Genomic DNA, 19263 nt, shown 5'->3' with positions numbered 1-19263 from the left:
AGCGGTGGGACAGCCGCGTACGGCGGCAAGGGGACGTGTCGGGGGGTGTCCGCCCGCAGCGGTTGGCGCGTCAACACGGGCACCCTGGTAGGTGACCGATTCCGCGCCGTTCCGAGGACGGACACCCCCCGACGCGGCCCCGACCCACCACCCCACACAAGGCGCTACCCGCACCCCCACCCCACCCGCACAGGCCGCCGCAGGCATCCCCGGCCCAACCGCCGGAGGCCCCCGCACCCGTTCCCCCCATTGGCCCGCGCGGCTCGCGGCCCCTGCCCCGCCGACCCACGATGAAGGCTCAGGGCCGACCGTGGTTCGTACCGCGGAACACGGAGGCCGCCGCTTGCCTCTCGCGAAGGAAGGGCCTGCCGGATGACCACTTCGAAACGTATATCCCAGTCGGCCTTCGACGGCTCCAGGCTGCGAGTCATCCTGCTCGTCGATCTCCAGGAAGGCGCCCAGCAACAGTTCCTCGACGCGTACGAGCACATGCGCAACCACGTCGCCTCGGTTCCCGGTCACCTCACCGACCAGCTGTGCCAGTCCGCGGAGAACCCGTCCCAGTGGCTCATCACGAGCGAGTGGGAAAGCGCCCCGTCGTACCTCGCCTGGGTGAGCAGCGAAGATCACATCGAGACGGTCAGGCCGATGCAGAGCTGCGTCCGCGACCTCCGGTCGATGCGGTTCAGCGTCCTCCGCGAGACAGGCCACGCCGCCGTCGCACCCACCACCGGGCCCACCACCGGGCCCACCAACGCATTCCAGGGCTCCGCGCGGACGGGCGACGGACTGACGCGCCACGCCCTGACGTTCACCGTCAAGCCCGGCTCCGAGTCGAAGGTCGCGGAGATCCTCGCCGACTACGCACCGCCGCAGTCCCGCGTCGACGACTCCACGCGGCTGAGCCGCACCACGCTGTTCATGCACGGCAACCGAGTCGTACGCACCGTCGAGGTGCGGGGCGACCTGATGACCGCGCTGCGCCACGTCTCGCGCCAGCCGGAGGTGCGTGCCGTCGAGGAAGCCCTCAACCCGCACCTGGAACTGAGCAGGGACCTGACCGACCCCGAGTCCGCACGGGCCTTCTTCACCCGCGCGGCCATGCCCGCCGTACACCATGTGACCCGTGGTGTGCCCGGCGGCGGACCGGAACCGTCCGAGCTGCGGCGGCACGCGCTGTACTACCCGGCCCGCGCGGGCTGCGGAATGGTGCTGGCCCGGCTGCTCGCCCAGCAGGACGAGACCGCCGCGGACGACCCCGCGAGCCCCGTTCACCGCAGCACCGTCTTCCACCGGGACGACCTCGTCGTACGGCTCATCGACGTGACGGGCGACCCCGAGGCCGATCCGGTCAGAGCCCTCGGCGTCCACGGCCCGCGCAAGGCCGCCGTACTGGCCCGCCTGCTCGACGGTGCCGCACTCGGCGTGGAAGGACCACTGACGAGCGAACGGGACGCGACCCGCCTCCTGGCGCACGCCGACATGACGCTGATCACCGACCGCACGGCTCCGCGGTCCTGACAGCACAGGACGGACAGCGGACAGACACCACACGGACAGACAGCGCACCCAGACCCAAGACAGAGCCGGACACACAGCGCCCACACGACAGCGCCCGGACAACACCCCACCGCCCAACCAGGAGACGGACCATGTACAAGACGCGCCCGCGCATCGTGGACCTGAGCGAGACCGAGCCCAACCGCAAGCGCGGCGGCGACCTGCGCACCATGCTCACCCCCGTCACGGTGGGTTCCACGAGCGGGTTCATGGGCCTGGCGATCATGCAGCCCGGCGAACGCATCAGCGAGCACTACCACCCGTATTCCGAGGAGTTCATCTTCGTCGTCCGGGGGAACCTGGAGGTCGACCTGGACGACGAAACGTTTCCCCTCCGCCCCGACCAGGGCCTCATGATCCCCATCAACATGCGGCACCGCTTCCGCAACGTCGGGGACGAGGAAGCCCGGATGGTCTTCCATCTGGGCCCGCTCGCGCCGGAGCCGCGCCTGGGCCACGTCGACACGGAGGCCGTGGCGGAGAACGAGGACCTCAAGCCGTACCCGCTCGTCCAGGAGGCGGCCGCGCGGCCCGAACGGCATGGGGCCCCATCGTGACCCGGCGGGTGGCGGTCACCGGTATCGGCGTCGTCGCCCCCGGAGGGATCGGGGCGCCGGCGTTCTGGGACCTCCTCTCCAACGGCCGTACCGCTACACGCGGCATCACCCTGTTCGATCCCGAGGGGCTGCGCTCCCGTATAGCGGCCGAGTGCGACTTCGATCCGCTCGCGCACGGACTCGAACCCGAGCTGGTCGAACGCGCCGACCGGTACATCCAGTTCGCCGTGGTCGCGGCGGCGGAGGCGGTGGCCGACAGCGGTGTGGCCTTCGACAAGGAAGACCCCTGGCGCGTGGCCGTCTCCCTCGGCAGCGCGGTGGGCGGCACGACCCGCCTGGAGCACGACTACGTCCTGGTCAGTGAGCGAGGAAAGCGCTGGGACGTCGACCATCGCGCCGCCGAGCCGCAGCTGCACCTGGCATTCTCGCCCAGCACGCTGGCCTCCGTCGTCGCGGAGCAGTTCGGCGCGCAGGGGCCGGTGCAGACCGTCTCCACCGGCTGCACCTCCGGGCTCGACGCGGTGGGCTACGCCTTCCACACCATCGAGGAGGGCCGCGCCGACATCTGCATAGCCGGCGCGTCGGACTCCCCCATCTCCCCCATCACCATGGCCTGCTTCGACGCCATCAAGGCGACGTCACCGAACAACGACGACCCGGCGCACGCCTCCCGGCCCTTCGACGCCCAGCGCGACGGATTCGTCATGGGCGAGGGCGCCGCGGTGCTCGTCCTGGAGGAACTCGGGCACGCCCGTGCCCGCGGCGCGCACATCTACTGCGAGCTCAGCGGCTACGCCACGTTCGGCAACGCCTACCACATGACCGGACTGACCAGTGAGGGCCTGGAGATGGCCCGGGCCATCGACACCGCGCTCGACCACGCGCGCGTGGACCCATCGGACATCGACTACGTCAACGCGCACGGCTCGGGCACCCGCCAGAACGACCGTCATGAGACCGCCGCGGTCAAGCGGTCCCTGGGCGCCCACGCCTATGACACCCCCATGAGCTCGATCAAGTCCATGGTGGGCCACTCGCTGGGAGCGATCGGCGCGATCGAGGTCGTCGCCTGCGTCCTGGCCCTGGCCCACCAGGTGGTGCCACCCACGGCGAACTACGAGACCCCGGACCCCGAGTGCGATCTGGACTACGTACCGCGTACGGCACGCCCTCGCAGGCTCGACAACGTGCTTTCCGTCGGCAGCGGCTTCGGCGGGTTCCAGTCCGCGGTACTGCTGACGGGGCCGGGCGGGAGGAAACGATGAGTGGTCGACCGAACCAGCGCACCGCCGTCACGGGAATCGGTGTGGTCGCGCCCAACGGACTCAGCACTGACACCTACTGGAAGTCCGTCAAGGAGGGCCTGACCGTACTGGACCGGATCACCCGGGAGGGATGCGAGCACCTTCCGCTCCGCGTCGCCGGCGAGGTCCGGGAGTTCGATCCCTCGGCGCTCATCGAGGAGACGTTCCTCGTCCAGACCGACCGGTTCACCCACTTCGCGATGGCCGCCGCCTGCGCCGCCCTGGAGGACGCCGGGCTCAGCGGCATCGCCGCCGACTCGCCGTACTCCGTCGGGGTGGTCACCGCCGCCGGGTCCGGGGGCGGCGAGTTCGGCCAGCGGGAGCTGCAGAAGCTGTGGGGCCAGGGCTCCCGGTTCGTCGGCCCCTACCAGTCCATCGCCTGGTTCTACGCGGCCAGCACGGGCCAGATATCCATCCGCAGCGGCTTCAAGGGCCCCTGCGGGGTGGTGGCCAGCGACGAGGCCGGCGGCCTGGACGCCGTCGCGCACGCCGCCCGGACCGTGCGGCGGGGAACCGACGTGGTCGTGGTCGGGGCGGCCGAGGCGCCGCTCGCCCCGTACTCGATGGTCTGCCAGCTCGGATATCCTGAACTCAGCACCGTCGACGACCCGGCACGCGCCTACCGTCCCTTCACCTCGGCGGCCTGCGGCTTCGTGCCCGCCGAGGGCGGGGCCGTGCTGGTCGTCGAGGACGCGGACCGGGCACACCGCCGTGACGCGGTGGTCCGCGCGACCGTGGCGGGACATGCCGCCACGTTCACGGGCGCCTCGCGCTGGGACCGGTCGCGGGAGGGGCTCGCCCAGGCGATCCGTGGTGCCCTCGACGAGGCCGGCTGCGCACCGGAGGAGATAGACGTCGTCTTCGCCGACGCGCTGGGCATACCGGAGGCGGACCGTGCCGAGGCCCTCGCCCTCGCCGACGCCCTCGGCCCGCACGGCACCCGCGTGCCCGTCACGGCGCCCAAGACCGGCGTCGGACGGTCGTACTGCGGGGCACCCCTGCTGGACATCGCGGCCGCGGTGATGGCCATGGAGCACGGGCAGATACCGCCGACGCCGAACGTCTTCGACATCTGCCACGAGATCGACCTGGTGACCTCCACGGCACGCCCGGCCGAGCTCCGCACGGCCCTGATCCTCAGCCGGGGGCTCATGGGCTCCAACGCGGCGCTGGTCCTGCGCCGCGGCCCGGGATCCACCGCCTGAGCGCTCCGCACCACGGCCGCTCAGAACGCTCCGCAACTGGTACGACAAGGAGAACGCGCATGACCACAGAAGTGACCCAAGTGACCGTCGAAGAACTGGCCACGCTGATGAAGAAGGCCGCCGGTGTCACCGTCGACCCGCACGACCTCGAGCGCCGGGTGGACACCCCCTTCGCCGAGTTCGGGCTGGACTCGCTCGGTCTCCTCGGCATCGTCGGCGAGCTGGAGAACCGGCACGGCCGGGCGCTCCCCACCGACGCGGAGCGGTGCAAGAGCCCCCGCGCCTTCCTCGACCTCGTCAACGGCGCGCTCGCGACGGGAGCCTGACATGGCCGGCCACACGGAGAACGAGATCACCATCGCCGCTCCCGTCGACCTCGTCTGGGACATGACGAACGACCTGGAGAGATGGCCGCAGTTGTTCAGCGAGTACGCGTCCGTCGACGTGCTGTCCCGCGACGGCGACACGGTCACCTTCCGCCTGACCATGCACCCCGACGAGAACGGCAAGGTGTGGAGCTGGGTGTCGGAGCGGGTCACCGACCGCGACAAGCTCACCGTCCGCGCACGCCGGGTCGAGCCCGGCCCGTTCGAGTACATGAACATCGAGTGGGAGTACGAGGAGACCCCGGACGGCACTCGGATGCGCTGGACACAGGACTTCGCCATGAAGCCCGACGCCCCGGTCGACGACGCCGGGATGACGGACATCATCAACCGCAACTCGCCCATCCAGATGGCCCTCATCCGCGACCGCGTCGAGCAGGCCGCCGGCGAGCGGCGGACCGTGCCCACCAAGCCCGCCTGAGCGACACCGTCGCGGAAGGAGACCTCATGCACCACGCCCTGATCGTCGCCCGGATGGCCCCGCAGTCGGCTCCGGACATCGCCGAGGTCTTCGCGGCCTCCGACCGCGGCGAACTCCCGCACCTCGTCGGGGTGACCCGGCGTTCCCTCTTCCAGTTCGGCGACGTGTACATGCACCTCATCGAAGCCGAGCAGGACCCGGGGCCCGCCATCGCCCGCGTGTCCGAGCACCCCGAGTTCCTCGACATCAGCAGGAAGCTCACCGCGTACGTCAGCCCGTACGACCCGCAGACCTGGCGCAGCCCGAAGGACGCCATGGCGGAGTGCTTCTACCACTGGGAGAGGGACGCGGCCACTCGGTGAACGAAGAGGCCGCTGTCCGCGCGGACGAAGCGCGGGCAGCGGCCTTCTCGTACCCTCTCGTACCCTCTCGTCAGCGGGCGAGTTCGGGCATCAGCCGCACGGCGTTCTCGCGGTTGATCCCCTGGAGTTGCTGATCCGAGATGACCGGATCGTTGTCCAGAGCGGGCGTCGTGATGTCGGCGATGACCTGCGCGGGGGTGGGTGGCCAGTCCGTGCCGAAAAGGATGTGGCCGGGGTCCACGGTGGCCAGCAGGGTGGGCGTGGCCGAGGGAGACATGGGGCCGGCTGTGTCGAAGTAGAACCGGTGCAGATAGTCACGGACCCGGCCCGGCTCGATCTCGGGAGTGAGATGCCCGCCGAAGAGTTCGAGCCGGGTGGCCATGTACGGCAGGAAGCCTCCGCCGTGAGGAAGGATGAAGGTGAGGTTCGGATAGCGGTCCAGGGTGCCGTTCTTGATGAGGTTGATGGCGGCACGCGTGGTGTCGACCAGGAAGTCGCACACGAAGGGCGGCATTCCCGGCAGCCCCGTACTGCCGGGAACGCCGCCCTTTCCCGCGGGCACTTCCATGGGGTGGGTACTGACGACCGCGGACCGGTCGTTGAGTTCCTTCAGGAGGCGGTCGTGCGTCTCGTCGCCGAGGTAGACACCGTCCATGCTCGTTCTCGTGCTCACCCCGACGGCGCCGAGTTCGTCGAGGCCGTACTCGAGGCTCCACTGGGAGAGTTCCAGATCGTCGAGGAACACGGGAGTGAAGAACCTGAAGCGTGCGGGATGGCTTTCCACGACGTCGGCCGCCGCCCGCAGGGCGACCCGTGCGCTTTCCTGGCGCTCCGTCCGCTCGCGAAGCCGTCCGAGCATCGCCACCGTCATGACGGACGTGCTGATGCCCGCCTTGTCCATGAGCTCCAGGGCCGCGTTCAGGTCCCAGCGCGTCCACCAGGGCAGCTTTTCGCGGCTGATGACGCCTCGTTCTTCTGCCCAGTCCAGCCAGGCGGGCGCGGTGAAGTGGTGGTGGACGTCCACTCGGCCCGCGGCGGGGCCGTCGAAGGCTGCTGATGTCATTGCATCCTCATCTCAGGTGCGGCCGGTTCTCAAGTACGGCCGAGTACCGTCCGCAGCGCATTCGTCAGCACGCGATCGGCTTGTGGCATCTCGGCGTGGGCTCGCCAGGCGACGTAGCCGTCCGGGCGTACGAGGACGGCGCCGTCCTCGGCTGTGCCGTGGAGCTTCGCCCAGTCGGCGTCCGGCTCAGGAACGAGGTCGTGGTCCTGGCCGTCTCCCACGAGATACGACTCGACCGGAACTCCCAAGGTCTCGGAGGCCTTCTCCGCCGCCTTCCGCCATTCACGGCCGCGCGGCCCGCAGAGGACCACGAAGGAACGCTCGTACAGATCCAGCGTGGAGATCCGGACGCCTTCTCTCATGACCCACATATGAGGTGCGCGGCTGCCCGGGTCGCCGCCGAGCTGGAAGGTCTCCGGGACCACCGGCCGCTCCGGGGAGGCGCCCATGACGGCGCTCGACGCGTACCGGCAGCAGAGCGCGACGGTCATGAGGTCCGCCGGGTCGTCGTTGCGTCCCGCCGTGGGACTGAATCCCGGGTGCTCCTCCTCGACCGCCTGTACGGCCGCCCGCGTGCTGGTCGCGACGGCGGCAGGCCGTCGTTCCTGCTCGTAGCTGTCCAGCAAGGGCATGCCGGCCCAGCCGCGGAGCACCGCGGCCAGCTTCCAGGCGAGGTTGTGGGCGTCCTGGATTCCGGTGTTGGAACCGAACGCACCGGTGGGTGGCATCTCGTGTGCCGAGTCACCGGCCAGGAAGACCCGGCCCTGTCCGTAGCTGTCCGCGACACGCTTCGAAGCGTGCCAGGGCGCCTTTCCGGTGATCTCCACATCGATGTCCGGTACGCCGGCGGCCGCGCGGATGTGAGCCACGAGGCGGTCGTCGGTGAAATCCTCCAGGGATTCGCCGCGGTCCGGAGACCAAGGAACATGGATCACCCATCGTTCCTCGTTGTCCACCGGCAGCAACGCCCCTTCGCCCTGCGGGTTCGTCACATAGCAGACGACGAATTTCTTTTCTCCGATGTAGTCCTTGAGTCTCTTGCTGCGGAATGTGACGCTGACGTTGTGGAAGAGCTCTCCGGGTCCTGACTGACTGATGCCCAGGCGTTTGCGAACAGGGCTTCGGGGACCGTCGGCAGCCACCAGAAAATCAGCGTGCACGGTATACGTCTCACCGGTGTCCCGGTGCATGACCTGGGCCCGGACTCCTTGTCGGTCCTGCGTGAAGGAGAGCATCTCCGTACTGAAGCGAATGTCTCCGCCCTGGCCGCGGGCACGGCTCAGCAGCACCGGCTCGAGATCGTTCTGACTGCACAGGCACCAGTCCGAAGAGCTGACTTGGGTCACGTCAATGCCTGCGGAGATGTCCCGGATGATCCAGCGGCGCTGACCGCCGGCGAGGGTGTCCACCTGAAGAACGCCGTCGTTTCCGGCGAGAGCGGAGGCCGCCTCCCGGATGCTCGGCTCCAGTCCGGCGGTCCGGAAAATCTCCATGGTGCGCACATTGTTCCCGCGGCCGCGCGGGTGCGTCGATGTCCCGGCATGCCGCTCCAAGAGCATGTGCTCAATTCCGAGGCGTCCCAGGAAGACGGAGGTGGAAAGACCCACCAGGGATCCGCCCACGATGAGAACTGGTACTGATTCCACTGATTCCGCTGTGCGTCCGCTCACTGATTTCCTACCCCATCCGGCGGTGCCCAGTCCGGGAGTCGAGGACCGGCCTGACAGTCAGTGTTTACCAAGTGGGACATTCCTATGCACAGTTCATACGGTGACCCGACCCATATGGCCCAGCAACGTTTGGCTCACTGTGCCGCACGGGAAACCGTGGCCACTGACCGCTGGAATCCACCGACCCCCGGGACCAGACATGACGCGAGCGTTCGCATCCGAGGAATTGTCATCCGAAGAGGCCGCGGCCGCGGCCTCATCCTGCAGCCGGGAGTTCCGGGCCAATCCGCATCCCGTCTACGCCAAGCTCAGGGAGACGGCACCCGTATGCCCGCTGTCACCGCCCCACGGGGTCGAGACGTATCTCATCACTCGGTATGACGACGCTCGCGCCGCCCTGGCCGACCCCCGCCTGAGCAAGGACATGTACGGCGCCATCGACGCCTACCACCGCATTTTCGGTGACTCGTCGATCGCCCTGGACGACAACATGCTCTTCTCGGATCCTCCGAAGCACACCAGGCTCAGGAGGATTGTCGGCAACACCTTCACGCCGAAAAGGGTGGAATCACTGCGTCCGCGCGTCCAGAAGATCACCGAGGATCTGCTGGACCGATGCGCGACCTCGGAACCCGTGGACCTGCTCCCGGAGTTCTGCTTCCCGCTGCCGCTCCATGTGATCTGCGAACTTCTGGGCGTCCCGGAAAACGAACGCAGGCAAGCCCAGGAATGGTCCGCCACCGTCGCCCGGACCGGTTTCGGTCCGGAGGCGAGAAAGGCGCTGGAACTGGCCGAGGGCAACCTGCGCGACTATCTGGTGGATCTGATCGCACGGAAGCGGCAGGAGCCGGACGGAGCCCTGCTCAGCGCACTCGTCACAGCGAGGGATGAGGAGGGCGCACTCACGGACCACGAACTGGTCTCCACGGCGTGGGTGCTGCTCTTCGCAGGCCACAAGACGACGGCGTACCAAATCGGCAACGCCGTCTACCATTTGCTCACCCAACCGGAGCAGAAGCGACTGGCACTCCAGGATGCGGACGCGACAGCCGCGGCCGTCGAAGAGATCTTCCGGTTCGAGTCCTCCGTGGAGAACTCGACATTCCGCTACGCCAAGGAAGACCTCGTGATCCGCGACACGCTCATCCCCAAGGGTGCGCTCGTCCAGATTTCGATCACCTCGGCCAACCGTGACCCGGACGCCTTCGCCGATCCGAACCGGCTGGACGTCAAGCGCCCGAACGTCCAGGCAACCCATCTCGCATTCGGCGTCGGCCCCCACTACTGCGCCGGCGCGCCGCTGGCACGTCTGGAGATGCAGATCGCCCTCACCACGCTCTTCGCGCGGTACCCCCGCATGGCCCTGACGGGGGCGCCGGAAGAGGCGCGCTGGCTGACCGTACCGTTCCCCGCCTTCCGTGGGCTGGCGGAACTTCCCGTCGTCCTCGACCCGTCCTGACGTGAACAGCCCCCAGGCTCCGGCACATGTGCGGGTCGTTCGGCTGCTGCGTGTGCGAGAAGGAAGGGAAGCGGACTTCGTGAAGTCCTATCAGGGCGTCCTCGAACGCGCCGTGCGCTGCCCCGGACACCTCGGAGAACAGCTGTGCCGCTCCGTCGACGATCCCACTCGCTGGTTGCTCACCAGCGAGTGGGAGAGCCTCGAATCCGTCAAGCGGTGGCGCACCGACCCCGATCACACGGCTCTGGTCGAGCCGATGAACGCCTGTCTGCACGACGACCGGTGGACAGCGGTCTTCCACGTCACGGACGCGGCGACTGCTCCGCCCGCTGGGCCAGATGCCGTTCGACCGTCTCCACCTTCGAGGTGAGACCGTTCTCCACCCCGGGGCGGATGTCCGCCTTGAGGACCAACGACACGCGCGGCGCACGGGCCTCTACGGCGGCCACGGCACGCTTGACGACGTCCATGACCTCGTCCCACTCACCCTCGACGGACGTGAACATCGCGTCGGTGCGGTTGGGCAGGCCGGACTCGCGCACGATCCGGACGGCGTCGGCGACGTACTCCCCCACGTCCTCGCCGACGCCCAACGGCGTCACGGAGAAGGCGACGATCATGCGCTCACGGCCCCTTCCTTGCGGGCGCGGGAGGCGATGACCGCATCCTCGGCCTCGCGCTTGAGCTTGCGCTCGGCGAAGAAGCCGCCGGTGGGCAGGACCGAGAGGACGAAGTAGAGGGCGGCGGTCTTCAGGGACCACTTCGTGCGGTTCCAGGCGTCGGCCCAGAAGATCACGTACAGGATGAAGAGGACACCGTGGATCATCCCCATCACGGGGACCGCGTTGAAGTCCGTGGTCCGCTTCAGCACCGAGCAGACCAGCAGGAGGAGGAAGGAAACCGCCTCGGGGGCCGAGACGAGGCGCAGGCGGCGAATGGCGGTGGCGGTCTTGATGTCCACAGGTCACCTTCGGTGGGAGAGACGTCGGGTTTGTGAATGCGAGCACAAACGTTCACCCATTGTGGCAAACGACTGCCCTAAGGGTGCGTTCAGGGTGCGTCTCCACCCCTGGGCTCTGTCCGCGGAGCCCGACCTGCGGCTACCTTCACTGCGTGGCGATGTTCCGACTTCAAGGCAGCAAAGTGCTTGCCGTCGACATGACCGGTGACGCCGTGAAGGCGAAGAACGGCTCGATGGTCGCGTACGACGGTCAGATGGATTTCAAGAAGCTCAGCGGCGGCGGTGAGGGCATCCGGGGGATGGTGACCCGGCGGATCACCGGCGAGCAGATGACATTGATGGAGGTGAAGGGGCACGGGACGTGCTGGTTCGCGGACCGGGCCTCGGAGATCAACCTCGTCGGTCTCCAGGGGGACAAGCTGTACGTGGAGTCGAGCAACCTGCTCGCGACCGACTCCGGACTGCGGACCGGCACCTCGTTCACCGGTATGCGCGGTGCCTCGCAGGGCAACGGGCTGTTCACGACGACCGTCGAGGGGCACGGGCAGGCGGCGATCATGTCGGACGGGCCGGCGGTCGTGCTGCGGGTCAGCGCGCAGTACCCGCTGACCGTCGACCCGGGGGCGTACATCGCGCACCAGGGGAACCTGCGGCAGTCCTTCCAGTCCGGTGTGACGTTCCGCACGTTCATGGGCGAGGGCGGCGGCGAGGCCTTCCAGATCCGCTTCGAGGGCGACGGCCTGGTGTACGTCCAGCCCAGCGAGCGGAACACGATCGCGGGGGATGTGTGACATGGCCTTCCGTGAGCTCAACTCGAAGATGGTCGAGGCGACGGTCGCGCCCGGGCAGCGGCTGTTCAGCCAGCGCGGGGCGATGCTCGCCTACAAGGGCGAGGTGTCCTTCACCCCCAACACGCAGGGCGGCCAGGGCGGGGTCATGTCGATGATCGGCCGCCGGGTCGCCAATGAGGCGGCGCCCCTGATGACCGTCGAGGGCAGCGGCACCGTGCTGTTCGGGCACGGCGGCCACCACGTCGAGGTGATCAACCTCACCGGCGACACCCTCTTCGTGGAGGCGGACCGGCTGCTCGCCTTCGAGGGCACGCTGGAGCAGGGGACGATGTTCATGGGCTCCCAGGGCGGCGTCATGGGCATGGTCCGGGGCCAGGTCACCGGCCAGGGGCTGTTCACCACCACCCTGAGGGGACACGGCTCGGTCGCGGTCATGGCGCACGGCGGGATCATCGAGGTCCCCATCACCCCCCAGCGCCCGGTCCATGTCGACCCGCAGGCGTACGTCGCCCACCACGGCGACGTCCGCAACAAGCTGTCCACCGCGCTGGGCTGGCGCGACATGGTGGGCCGCGGCTCCGGAGAGGCGTTCCAGCTGGAGCTCAGCGGCAGCGGTGCGGTGTACGTCCAGGCCTCGGAGGAGAAGCTGTGAGCACCATTCCCTACGGAACTCCAGGCGGCCACGGTGGGCCCGGCGGACCCGGCGGCCCGACGGTCTTCGACCCGATGACGCTGCCGTCCGACGACAACGTCAACAGCTACACCTTCTGCGTGGAGCTCAAGGGGAGCCAGTGGTTCCTGCAGAAGGGGAAGATGATCGCCTACTACGGCTCGATGGAGTTCAACGGCATCGGGCACGGCCGGCTGGACCGTCTCGTGCGTACGTCCTTCCATTCGCCTTTGCATGCCAGTGACTGGGTCGTGGCGGAGGGCTCGGGCAAGATGCTCCTCGCCGACCGGGCCTTCGACGTGAACTCGTACGACCTGGAAGACGGCAATCTGACCATTCGCTCGGGCAACTTGCTTGCATTTCAGCCAAGTCTCGCTCTCAAGCAGTCGATCGTGCCGGGTTTTCTGACACTCATCGGAACCGGAAAGTTCGTGGCCGCCTCCAACGGTCCGGTGGTGTTCATGGAACCCCCGATCCGGGTGGACCCGCAGGCCCTCGTCGGCTGGGCCGACTGCCCCTCGCCGTGCCACCACTACGACCACGGCTACATGACCGGCCTCATGGGCGGTCTACGTGCGATGACGGGCCTCGGCGGGGCCTCCGGGGAGGAGCATCAGTTCGAGTTCGTGGGAGCGGGCACGGTCCTGCTCCAGTCGTCCGAGGCCCTCATGGCGGAGCAGGCCACGGGGGCGGTTCCGCACGAGGCCGGGGTGCCCGGTGGGGGCGGGGCACCCACAGGCCACTCACAGCAGGGCGGCGCACCGCGCCTTCCCGGACAGCTGGGAGACCTCCAGCGTCGCTTCGGGCTGTGAGCGGTAGTCTGCGGAGTGTGACGTCGAACGTGTGCGCGCCGTCGTCACCACGACCCTCACTAGTTCGCCTTTCAACCTTTTAGGTAGACTTCATTTATGGAGACCGAGACGGCCACACGCTGGCTGACCGATGCGGAGCAGTGCGCCTGGCGCACCCACCTGGAGGTCAACAGGCTGTTGACGTACCAGCTCGAAAAGGACCTGCAGCCGTTCGGCCTGACAATGAACGACTACGAGATCCTGGTGAATCTCTCCGAGTCGGAGGGCGTACGGATGCGGATGAGCGACCTCGCATCCGCCACCCTCCAGTCCAAGAGCCGCCTCTCCCACCAGATCACGCGCATGGAGAACGCGGACCTGGTGCGGCGCGAGAACTGCGAGTCGGACCGCCGAGGTCTGTACGCGGTCCTCACCGAGCACGGCATGGAGACGATGAAGAAGGTCGCGCCCCATCATGTGGCGTCTGTGCGGAGGCACTTCATCGATCTGCTGTCCCCCGAGGCCCTGTCGGAACTCGACAAGGCCCTGAAGCCCATCGCGGAGCATCTTCGCGGGCAGCGGGGGCGCCCCTAGCGATCTGATCGGGCGAGCGGCAGGCGGAGTTCGAACAGGGCTCCGCCTGTCGGCGCGTCGTGGACCGTGAGCGTGCCGCCGTGCCGTGCGGCGACGTCGCGGGCGATGGCGAGTCCGAGCCCGGCGCCGCCGTCGTCGCGGCTGCGGGCCTCGTCCAGCCGTACGAACCGCTCGAAGATCCGCTCCCGATCGCCCTCGGGCACCCCGTCCCCGTCGTCGGCGACCCCGGCCACGGCCCACTCCCCCTCGCGCCGCACACTCACCCGGACGGCCGAGCGGGCGTGCCGCCGTGCGTTGTCCAGCAGGTTGGTGAGCAGCCGCCCCACCTGCCCCCGGGAGCCCGCCACCTCCACGGCCTCCGGCGCTTCCAGGGTCACGCCCGCGCGCCCTTCGGCTTCCTCCCGCGCCAGCGCGGCCAGGTCGAACCGGGCGTCGGCGGCCGGCCGCTCCCCCGCGTCCAGCCGGGCCAGCAGCAGCAGATCGGCGGCGAGGCGCTGCAGTCGTACGGTGTCCTCGACCGCCCCCTCGACGTCCAGCAGCTCGGGATGGGCGGCACCCACCTCGAGCTGGGTGCGCAAGGACGCGATAGGGCTGCGCAGTTCGTGCGAGGCGTCGGCGACGAACCGGCGCTGCCGCTCCACGGAGGTCTCCAGGGCGGCCAGCGTCTCGTTGGTGGTGCGGGCGAGGCGGGCCACCTCGTCGTGCGTGTCCGGCACCGGCACCCGTCGGGCCAGGTCCTCGGAGGCGGTGATCGCGGCCATCTCGCCGCGGATGCCCTCGACCGGGCGCAGGGCGCGCCGGGTGACCAGCCAGGTCACTCCCGCGACGACGGCGAGCAGCAGCGGGAAGCCGATCAGCATGACGGTCAGCGCGGTGTTGACGGCGCTCTTCTCGGCAGAGAGGGGGGCGCCGGCGTACACGATCAGCAGGCCCTTGCCCTCGACCTCGACCTTCACGGCGGCGAAGCGGTAGTCGCCGGTCTCGCCGTCGATCGTCGCGGAACCGTTGGTGTAGGTGGTCTTCTCGTCGATCTCGCCCGGATGAAGGGAGGAGTCGTCGTCCGCATCCTGGTCGGAATCGCCGGACTCCTCGCCCTCCTCGCCGCCGGCGGGGGCGGTCGGCCGCGCCCGCGGCTTCACCGCGTCGGTGTCCGTGCCGCTGATCCGCTCCAGGTCCTCGCTGGCCGCGACCAGTTTCCGGTTCTCGTCGACGACCTGGACCGGCTCGTCCTCCTCGTCCAGGGACAGCTGGTCGTACCGCTTCCCCAGGGCCAGGCTGGAGGCGACCGCCCGCGCGGAGCGCTCCGCGTCGGTCCCGGCCTCGCCGATCAGGTTGGAGCGCAGGGACAGCAGGACGGCGCCGCCGGCCGCGACCAGCGCCACGGCGACGACGAGCGTGGCGGCGAGGGTCGCCCGGGACCGTACGGAACCGAACAGGCGTCTCATCGCTGTTCCGCCTCCAGCCGATAGCCGGCGCCGCGGACCGTGCGGATGAGCCCGGGACGCAGCTTGCGCCTGAGGGCGCTGACGTACACCTCGACGATGTTCGGGTCGCCGTCGTACGCGAAGTCCCAGACGTGCTCCAGGATCTGGGCCTTGGACACCACCTCGCCGACCCTCAGCACCAACTGCTCCAGGACGGAGAACTCCTTCGCGGTCAGGGCGACCTCGTCCTCGTCCAGGAAGACACGGCGGGCGGCGGTGTCGACCTTGAGGTCGCCGTGGACGTGCACGGGCGAGGCCCCGGCGCCCTGAGCACGGCGGCGCAGCAGCGCCTTGATCCGGGCGACGAGGACGACATACGAGAACGGCTTGGTGAGGTAGTCGTCGGCGCCCGTGTCGAGGCCCTCCGCCTCGTCGTACTCGCCGTCCTTGGCGGTGAGCATCAGGATCGGCACGTCGTGCCCGGCGGCGCGGAGCGCGGCGCAGACCCGGTAGCCGTTGAGGCCGGGCAGCATGATGTCGAGGATCACGAGGTCGTACGTCCCCTCGGTGGCCTGGTGCAGGCCCTCCCGGCCGTCGTGGACGACGTCCACGGCGTACCCCTCGGCGGTCAGCCCCTTGGCGAGCGACAGAGCCAGCCGCTTCTCGTCCTCCACGATCAACAGGCGCATGCGTAAAGGTTCGCAAAGTGAAGCTGAAGATCGCTTCAGGGGGCTTCAGGTTCCTCTCAGCGTCGGTCGGCGATGTTGGTGATGTCGAAAGCGAAACGACACGAAGCTGAACGAAGCTGAATGACTCTGGAGGAAACCGCATGAAGCGCAACATCGTGATCGCCGCCGTTACGGCCGCCGCTCTGATCGGGGGCGGTACGGCCACGGCCCTCGCGGTGACGGGGGACGGCGAGGGGCCGGCGCGGCAGGCGGCGGACGTGCGGGTCACGGGGGACGACGTACGGGACGACGACGGGGCCCGTGACGACGACGGCGGCCAGGACGACGACGCCGGGAAGGTCGTGTCCGCCAAGGTGACGGCTGCCGACGCCATCGCCTCCGCGCTGCGGCACGACCCGGGCACCGCCGTCTCCGCCGAACTGGACGACGAGGACGACGGCGGGCCGGTCGTGTGGAAGGTCGACGTGCTCGGCGGCGGCGACACCTGGCACAGCGTCCGGGTCGACCCCGGCACCGGCAAGGTGCTCGGTTCCCACACCGAGCGTGAGGACGACACCGCCCAGGTGCGGGCCGCGCTCAAGGGCACCTCCGTGACGGCGGAGGAGGCCGCGAAGGCGGTGACCGGCAAGGGCACGGTGACGTCGGTGGATCTGGACGAGGACGGCACCTCGAAGGGCTGGGACGTGGAGACCCACGCCTCCGGCAAGGCCGAGCAGGACTGGCGGGTCGACCTGAACAGCGGGAAGGTCACGGCGGACCGCGCGGATGACGACGGGGCCGACGACAACGACGGTGGCGACGACGACTGACGTGCCGTGCCGTGCGGTGCGGTGCGGGTGAGTGGGGGCGGGCCCTGGGCGGCTCGCCCCCTCCGCCCCTACCCTTCCCGTCCCTGGGGGCGTGCCCCAAGACCCCCGCTTCGGCCCGAAGGGCCTCGTCCTCAAACGCCGGACGGGCTGAAAGACGCGGACCGGCGTTGAGAGCGGCCCGCTCCCACAGCTGAAGGCGACGCCGTTGACCGGCTCGGTACGGGGGCAGCCAACCCGCCCCCGTACCTACCCTGGACGACCTCAACGAGAGGGCCGACCGCTCCCCCCGCTGTCCCACTCCGCGAGGTTCACCCCCGCGTGAGCCCCGCCACCAGCTCGTCCGCCGCCCGGTAGGGATCCAGCTGCCCGGCGACGATCTTCTCCGCCAGTGCGCTCAGCCGCCGGTCGCCGTGCAGGTCGCCGATCCGCTCGCGCAACGTCGTGACCGCGATGGTCTCCACCTCACGCGCGGCCCGGGCGAGCCGGCGCTCCGCCAGCACCCCCCGCTCCTCCATCCACGCGCGATGCTTCTCCAGCGCCTCGACGACCTCCTCGATGCCCTCGCCGCGTGCGGCGACCGTCTTGACGATGGGCGGGCGCCAGTCGCCGGGGCCGCGGGACTCGCCGAGGCCGAGCATGTGGTTCAGCTCGCGGGCGGTGGCGTCGGCGCCGTCCCGGTCGGCCTTGTTGACGACGTACACGTCGCCGATCTCCAGGATGCCCGCCTTGGCCGCCTGGATTCCGTCGCCCATGCCGGGAGCGAGCAGCACCACCGAGGTGTCCGCCTGCGAGGCGATCTCGACCTCCGACTGGCCGACCCCGACCGTCTCGACCAGGATCACCTCGCAGCCCGCCGCGTCCAGGACGCGGATCGCCTGCGGGGCGGCCCAGGCGAGGCCGCCGAGGTGGCCTCTCGTCGCCATCGAGCGGATGTAGACGCCCGGGTCGGACGCGTGCTCCGACATCCGCACCCGGTCGCCGAGCAGCGCCCCGCCGGAGAACGGCGAGGAGGGGTCGACGGCCAGGACGCCGACCCGCTTGCCCTGCTTGCGGTAGGCCGTCACCAGGGCCGAGGTCGAGGTCGACTTGCCGACTCCCGGAGAGCCGGTCAGGCCGACCACGTACGCCCCACCCGTCAGCGGAGCCAATACCTCCATGACCTCCCTGAGCTGCGGGGACGCCCCCTCCACCAGGGAGATCAGGCGGGCCACGGCGCGCGGCCGGCCCTCCCTGGCCTGGGCCACCAGCGTGGAGACGTCCTGCATCACAGCTCCGTTCGAGAGAAGAGACCGGTAAAAGCAGTTACGCCTTGGGTACCCGCACGATCAGCGCGTCACCCTGGCCGCCGCCGCCGCACAGCGCGGCCGCTCCCACGCCGCCGCCACGCCGCTTCAGCTCCAGCGCCAGGTGCAGGACGAGCCGGGCACCGGACATGCCGATCGGGTGGCCCAGGGCGATGGCACCGCCGTTGACGTTCACCCTTTCCGGGGACACTCCGAGGTCCTTCATCGACTGCACCGCCACCGCGGCGAAGGCCTCGTTGATCTCGATCAGGTCGAGGTCGGAGGCCTCCAGGCCCTCCTTCTTCAGGGCATGCTGGATGGCGTTGGAGGGCTGGGACTGGAGGGAGTTGTCCGGACCGGCCACGTTGCCGTGGGCGCCGATCTCGGCGATCCACTCCAGGCCGAGCTCCTGCGCCTTGGCCTTGCTCATCACCACGACAGCGGCGGCACCGTCGGAGATCTGCGAGGACGAGCCCGCCGTGATCGTGCCGTCCTTGGCGAACGCCGGACGCAGCTTGCCCAGCGACTCGGCGGTCGTCTCCGCGCGGATGCCCTCGTCCTTGCTGAAGACGACCGGCTCGCCCTTGCGCTGCGGGATCTCCACCGGGGTGATCTCGGCCTCGAACAGGCCGTTCTTCTGCGCGGCGGCGGCACGCTGGTGGGACAGCGCGGCCACCTCGTCCTGTTCCGGCCGGCCGATGCCGAGCCGCGTGTTGTGCTTCTCCGTCGACTCGCCCATGGCGACGTTTTCGAAGGCGTCGGTCAGACCGTCGTAGGCCATGGCGTCGATCATCTCCACCGCGCCGTACTTGAAGCCCTCGCGGGACTTCGGCAGCAGGTGGGGGGCGTTGGTCATGGACTCCTGGCCGCCCGCGACGATCACGTCGAACTCACCCGCGCGGATCAACTGGTCGGCCAGCGCGATGGCGTCGAGGCCGGACAGACACACCTTGTTGACGGTGAGCGCCGGGACGTTCATCGGGATGCCCGCCTTGACCGCGGCCTGGCGTGCCGGGATCTGCCCGGCCCCGGCCTGGAGCACCTGGCCCATGATCACGTACTGCACCTGGTCGCCACCGATCCCCGCACGGTCGAGGGCGGCCTTGATCGCGAAGCCGCCGAGGTCGGCTCCCGAGAAGGACTTCAGCGAGCCCAGCAACCGCCCCATGGGCGTCCGGGCCCCCGCGACGATCACCGAGGTACTGCTGTTCGTTCCAGACATGAGCTGCGATCCCCTTCCGGCCTGCACAGCCGAGGAGTGAAC

General features: G+C 69.4%; 22 protein-coding genes. 14 read left to right on the top strand and 8 right to left on the bottom strand.

Features of this window, described 5'->3' with window-relative positions:
- The first annotated feature begins 372 nt into the window (after positions 1-372).
- The 7 genes from ABT063_RS39135 (at position 373) to ABT063_RS39105 (ending at position 5795) form a co-directional block, all read left to right on the top strand.
- Positions 373-1521, top strand: a complete 1149-nt coding sequence (locus ABT063_RS39135; RefSeq protein ID WP_351065401.1) for a SchA/CurD-like domain-containing protein — start codon at positions 373-375, stop codon at positions 1519-1521.
- Positions 1522-1652: 131 nt separating this feature from the next.
- Positions 1653-2117 carry a cupin domain-containing protein gene (locus tag ABT063_RS39130; protein ID WP_351065399.1) on the top strand — a complete coding sequence of 155 codons (465 nt, stop codon included), beginning with the start codon at positions 1653-1655 and terminating at the stop codon, positions 2115-2117.
- Complete coding sequence (locus tag ABT063_RS39125) at positions 2114-3382, top strand: beta-ketoacyl-[acyl-carrier-protein] synthase family protein (protein ID WP_351065398.1); 1269 nt, start codon at positions 2114-2116, stop codon at positions 3380-3382. The genes ABT063_RS39130 and ABT063_RS39125 overlap by 4 nt, the downstream gene beginning before the upstream one ends.
- Complete coding sequence (locus ABT063_RS39120) at positions 3379-4626, top strand: ketosynthase chain-length factor (protein ID WP_351065396.1); 1248 nt, start codon at positions 3379-3381, stop codon at positions 4624-4626. Before ABT063_RS39125 ends, ABT063_RS39120 begins: the two co-directional genes overlap by 4 nt.
- A 59-nt stretch (positions 4627-4685) precedes the next feature.
- Positions 4686-4952, top strand: coding sequence for an acyl carrier protein (locus tag ABT063_RS39115; RefSeq protein WP_095755556.1), 267 nt, complete (start codon positions 4686-4688; stop codon positions 4950-4952).
- Between the two features lies 1 nt (position 4953).
- Positions 4954-5433 (top strand): SRPBCC family protein, encoded by a 480-nt coding sequence (locus tag ABT063_RS39110; protein WP_351065394.1) that lies wholly within the window; start codon positions 4954-4956, stop codon positions 5431-5433.
- A 26-nt stretch (positions 5434-5459) separates the two neighbouring features.
- Positions 5460-5795, top strand: coding sequence for a TcmI family type II polyketide cyclase (locus tag ABT063_RS39105; protein ID WP_351065392.1), 336 nt, complete (start codon positions 5460-5462; stop codon positions 5793-5795).
- 70 nt (positions 5796-5865) lie between these two features.
- Here the strand turns inward: ABT063_RS39105 and ABT063_RS39100 are convergent, their stop codons facing one another.
- Together ABT063_RS39100 and ABT063_RS39095 are read right to left on the bottom strand one after the other, a co-directional pair.
- Complete coding sequence (locus ABT063_RS39100; protein ID WP_351065391.1) at positions 5866-6858, bottom strand: amidohydrolase family protein; 993 nt, start codon at positions 6856-6858, stop codon at positions 5866-5868.
- Positions 6859-6887: 29 nt separating this feature from the next.
- Entirely contained in the window at positions 6888-8528 is a 1641-nt protein-coding gene (locus ABT063_RS39095; RefSeq protein WP_502990971.1) for an FAD-dependent oxidoreductase, read from the bottom strand.
- Between the two features lie 199 nt (positions 8529-8727).
- Here ABT063_RS39095 and ABT063_RS39090 point away from each other — a divergent pair, with 199 nt between their 5' ends.
- A complete protein-coding gene (locus ABT063_RS39090) occupies positions 8728-9987 on the top strand; it encodes a cytochrome P450 family protein (protein ID WP_351065387.1) in 1260 nt (419 codons plus the stop codon).
- A complete protein-coding gene (locus ABT063_RS39085) occupies positions 9947-10357 on the top strand; it encodes an antibiotic biosynthesis monooxygenase family protein (protein ID WP_351065385.1) in 411 nt (136 codons plus the stop codon). The genes ABT063_RS39090 and ABT063_RS39085 overlap by 41 nt, the downstream gene beginning before the upstream one ends.
- Here ABT063_RS39085 and ABT063_RS39080 read toward each other — a convergent pair.
- Positions 10290-10607, bottom strand: coding sequence for an MTH1187 family thiamine-binding protein (locus tag ABT063_RS39080; protein WP_351065383.1), 318 nt, complete (start codon positions 10605-10607; stop codon positions 10290-10292). The genes ABT063_RS39085 and ABT063_RS39080 overlap by 68 nt on opposite strands.
- Positions 10604-10948, bottom strand: coding sequence for a DUF3817 domain-containing protein (locus ABT063_RS39075; RefSeq protein WP_351065381.1), 345 nt, complete (start codon positions 10946-10948; stop codon positions 10604-10606). Before ABT063_RS39075 ends, ABT063_RS39080 begins: the two co-directional genes overlap by 4 nt.
- A 158-nt stretch (positions 10949-11106) precedes the next feature.
- On the opposite strand from ABT063_RS39075, the gene ABT063_RS39070 reads away from it, so the two are divergent.
- The 4 genes from ABT063_RS39070 to ABT063_RS39055 all read left to right on the top strand — a co-directional run bounded on the left by ABT063_RS39070 (position 11107) and on the right by ABT063_RS39055 (position 13794).
- Positions 11107-11739, top strand: a complete 633-nt coding sequence (locus ABT063_RS39070) for an AIM24 family protein (RefSeq protein ID WP_095755547.1) — start codon at positions 11107-11109, stop codon at positions 11737-11739.
- A 1-nt stretch (position 11740) separates the two neighbouring features.
- Positions 11741-12391 (top strand): AIM24 family protein, encoded by a 651-nt coding sequence (locus ABT063_RS39065; protein ID WP_351065379.1) that lies wholly within the window; start codon positions 11741-11743, stop codon positions 12389-12391.
- Positions 12392-12465: 74 nt separating this feature from the next.
- Positions 12466-13221 carry an AIM24 family protein gene (locus ABT063_RS39060; RefSeq protein ID WP_351065406.1) on the top strand — a complete coding sequence of 252 codons (756 nt, stop codon included), beginning with the start codon at positions 12466-12468 and terminating at the stop codon, positions 13219-13221.
- A gap of 96 nt (positions 13222-13317) precedes the next feature.
- Positions 13318-13794, top strand: a complete 477-nt coding sequence (locus tag ABT063_RS39055; protein WP_351065377.1) for a MarR family winged helix-turn-helix transcriptional regulator — start codon at positions 13318-13320, stop codon at positions 13792-13794.
- On the opposite strand, the gene ABT063_RS39050 is transcribed toward ABT063_RS39055, so the two are convergent.
- Positions 13791-15239 carry a sensor histidine kinase gene (locus ABT063_RS39050; RefSeq protein WP_351065375.1) on the bottom strand — a complete coding sequence of 483 codons (1449 nt, stop codon included), beginning with the start codon at positions 15237-15239 and terminating at the stop codon, positions 13791-13793. The genes ABT063_RS39055 and ABT063_RS39050 overlap by 4 nt on opposite strands.
- Complete coding sequence (locus tag ABT063_RS39045; protein ID WP_351065374.1) at positions 15236-15907, bottom strand: response regulator transcription factor; 672 nt, start codon at positions 15905-15907, stop codon at positions 15236-15238. Before ABT063_RS39045 ends, ABT063_RS39050 begins: the two co-directional genes overlap by 4 nt.
- A gap of 140 nt (positions 15908-16047) precedes the next feature.
- Here ABT063_RS39045 and ABT063_RS39040 point away from each other — a divergent pair, with 140 nt between their 5' ends.
- Positions 16048-16716, top strand: a complete 669-nt coding sequence (locus ABT063_RS39040; RefSeq protein ID WP_351065372.1) for a PepSY domain-containing protein — start codon at positions 16048-16050, stop codon at positions 16714-16716.
- A gap of 308 nt (positions 16717-17024) precedes the next feature.
- Here the strand turns inward: ABT063_RS39040 and meaB are convergent, their stop codons facing one another.
- Together meaB and ABT063_RS39030 are read right to left on the bottom strand one after the other, a co-directional pair.
- Positions 17025-17981, bottom strand: a complete 957-nt coding sequence (gene meaB / locus ABT063_RS39035) for a methylmalonyl Co-A mutase-associated GTPase MeaB (RefSeq protein WP_351065370.1) — start codon at positions 17979-17981, stop codon at positions 17025-17027.
- A gap of 37 nt (positions 17982-18018) precedes the next feature.
- Positions 18019-19221 (bottom strand): acetyl-CoA C-acetyltransferase, encoded by a 1203-nt coding sequence (locus ABT063_RS39030; RefSeq protein WP_351065368.1) that lies wholly within the window; start codon positions 19219-19221, stop codon positions 18019-18021.
- Between the last annotated feature and the right edge of the window lie 42 nt (positions 19222-19263).

Origin of the sequence: Streptomyces sp. NPDC002838, from assembly GCF_040295365.1 — a bacterium.
In the GTDB taxonomy this organism is placed as follows: domain Bacteria; phylum Actinomycetota; class Actinomycetes; order Streptomycetales; family Streptomycetaceae; genus Streptomyces.
The sequence above is the reverse complement of the archived record's forward strand: the minus strand, read 5'-3'. Positions and strand labels throughout refer to the sequence as shown.

Excerpts from the sequence above, each read along its gene's own strand:
- ABT063_RS39135 (WP_351065401.1), top strand. The coding sequence starts at position 373 with ATGACCACTTCGAAACGTATATCCCAGTCGGCCTTCGACGGCTCCAGG.
- ABT063_RS39130 (WP_351065399.1), top strand. The coding sequence starts at position 1,653 with ATGTACAAGACGCGCCCGCGCATCGTGGACCTGAGCGAGACCGAGCCC.
- ABT063_RS39120 (WP_351065396.1), top strand. The coding sequence starts at position 3,379 with ATGAGTGGTCGACCGAACCAGCGCACCGCCGTCACGGGAATCGGTGTG.
- ABT063_RS39115 (WP_095755556.1), top strand. The coding sequence starts at position 4,686 with ATGACCACAGAAGTGACCCAAGTGACCGTCGAAGAACTGGCCACGCTG.
- ABT063_RS39110 (WP_351065394.1), top strand. The coding sequence starts at position 4,954 with ATGGCCGGCCACACGGAGAACGAGATCACCATCGCCGCTCCCGTCGAC.
- ABT063_RS39105 (WP_351065392.1), top strand. The coding sequence starts at position 5,460 with ATGCACCACGCCCTGATCGTCGCCCGGATGGCCCCGCAGTCGGCTCCG.
- ABT063_RS39100 (WP_351065391.1), bottom strand. The coding sequence starts at position 6,858 with ATGACATCAGCAGCCTTCGACGGCCCCGCCGCGGGCCGAGTGGACGTC.
- ABT063_RS39090 (WP_351065387.1), top strand. The coding sequence starts at position 8,728 with ATGACGCGAGCGTTCGCATCCGAGGAATTGTCATCCGAAGAGGCCGCG.
- ABT063_RS39080 (WP_351065383.1), bottom strand. The coding sequence starts at position 10,607 with ATGATCGTCGCCTTCTCCGTGACGCCGTTGGGCGTCGGCGAGGACGTG.
- ABT063_RS39070 (WP_095755547.1), top strand. The coding sequence starts at position 11,107 with ATGTTCCGACTTCAAGGCAGCAAAGTGCTTGCCGTCGACATGACCGGT.
- ABT063_RS39065 (WP_351065379.1), top strand. The coding sequence starts at position 11,741 with ATGGCCTTCCGTGAGCTCAACTCGAAGATGGTCGAGGCGACGGTCGCG.
- ABT063_RS39060 (WP_351065406.1), top strand. The coding sequence starts at position 12,466 with ATGACGCTGCCGTCCGACGACAACGTCAACAGCTACACCTTCTGCGTG.
- ABT063_RS39055 (WP_351065377.1), top strand. The coding sequence starts at position 13,318 with ATGGAGACCGAGACGGCCACACGCTGGCTGACCGATGCGGAGCAGTGC.
- ABT063_RS39050 (WP_351065375.1), bottom strand. The coding sequence starts at position 15,239 with ATGAGACGCCTGTTCGGTTCCGTACGGTCCCGGGCGACCCTCGCCGCC.
- ABT063_RS39045 (WP_351065374.1), bottom strand. The coding sequence starts at position 15,907 with ATGCGCCTGTTGATCGTGGAGGACGAGAAGCGGCTGGCTCTGTCGCTC.
- ABT063_RS39040 (WP_351065372.1), top strand. The coding sequence starts at position 16,048 with ATGAAGCGCAACATCGTGATCGCCGCCGTTACGGCCGCCGCTCTGATC.
- meaB (WP_351065370.1), bottom strand. The coding sequence starts at position 17,981 with ATGCAGGACGTCTCCACGCTGGTGGCCCAGGCCAGGGAGGGCCGGCCG.
- ABT063_RS39030 (WP_351065368.1), bottom strand. The coding sequence starts at position 19,221 with ATGTCTGGAACGAACAGCAGTACCTCGGTGATCGTCGCGGGGGCCCGG.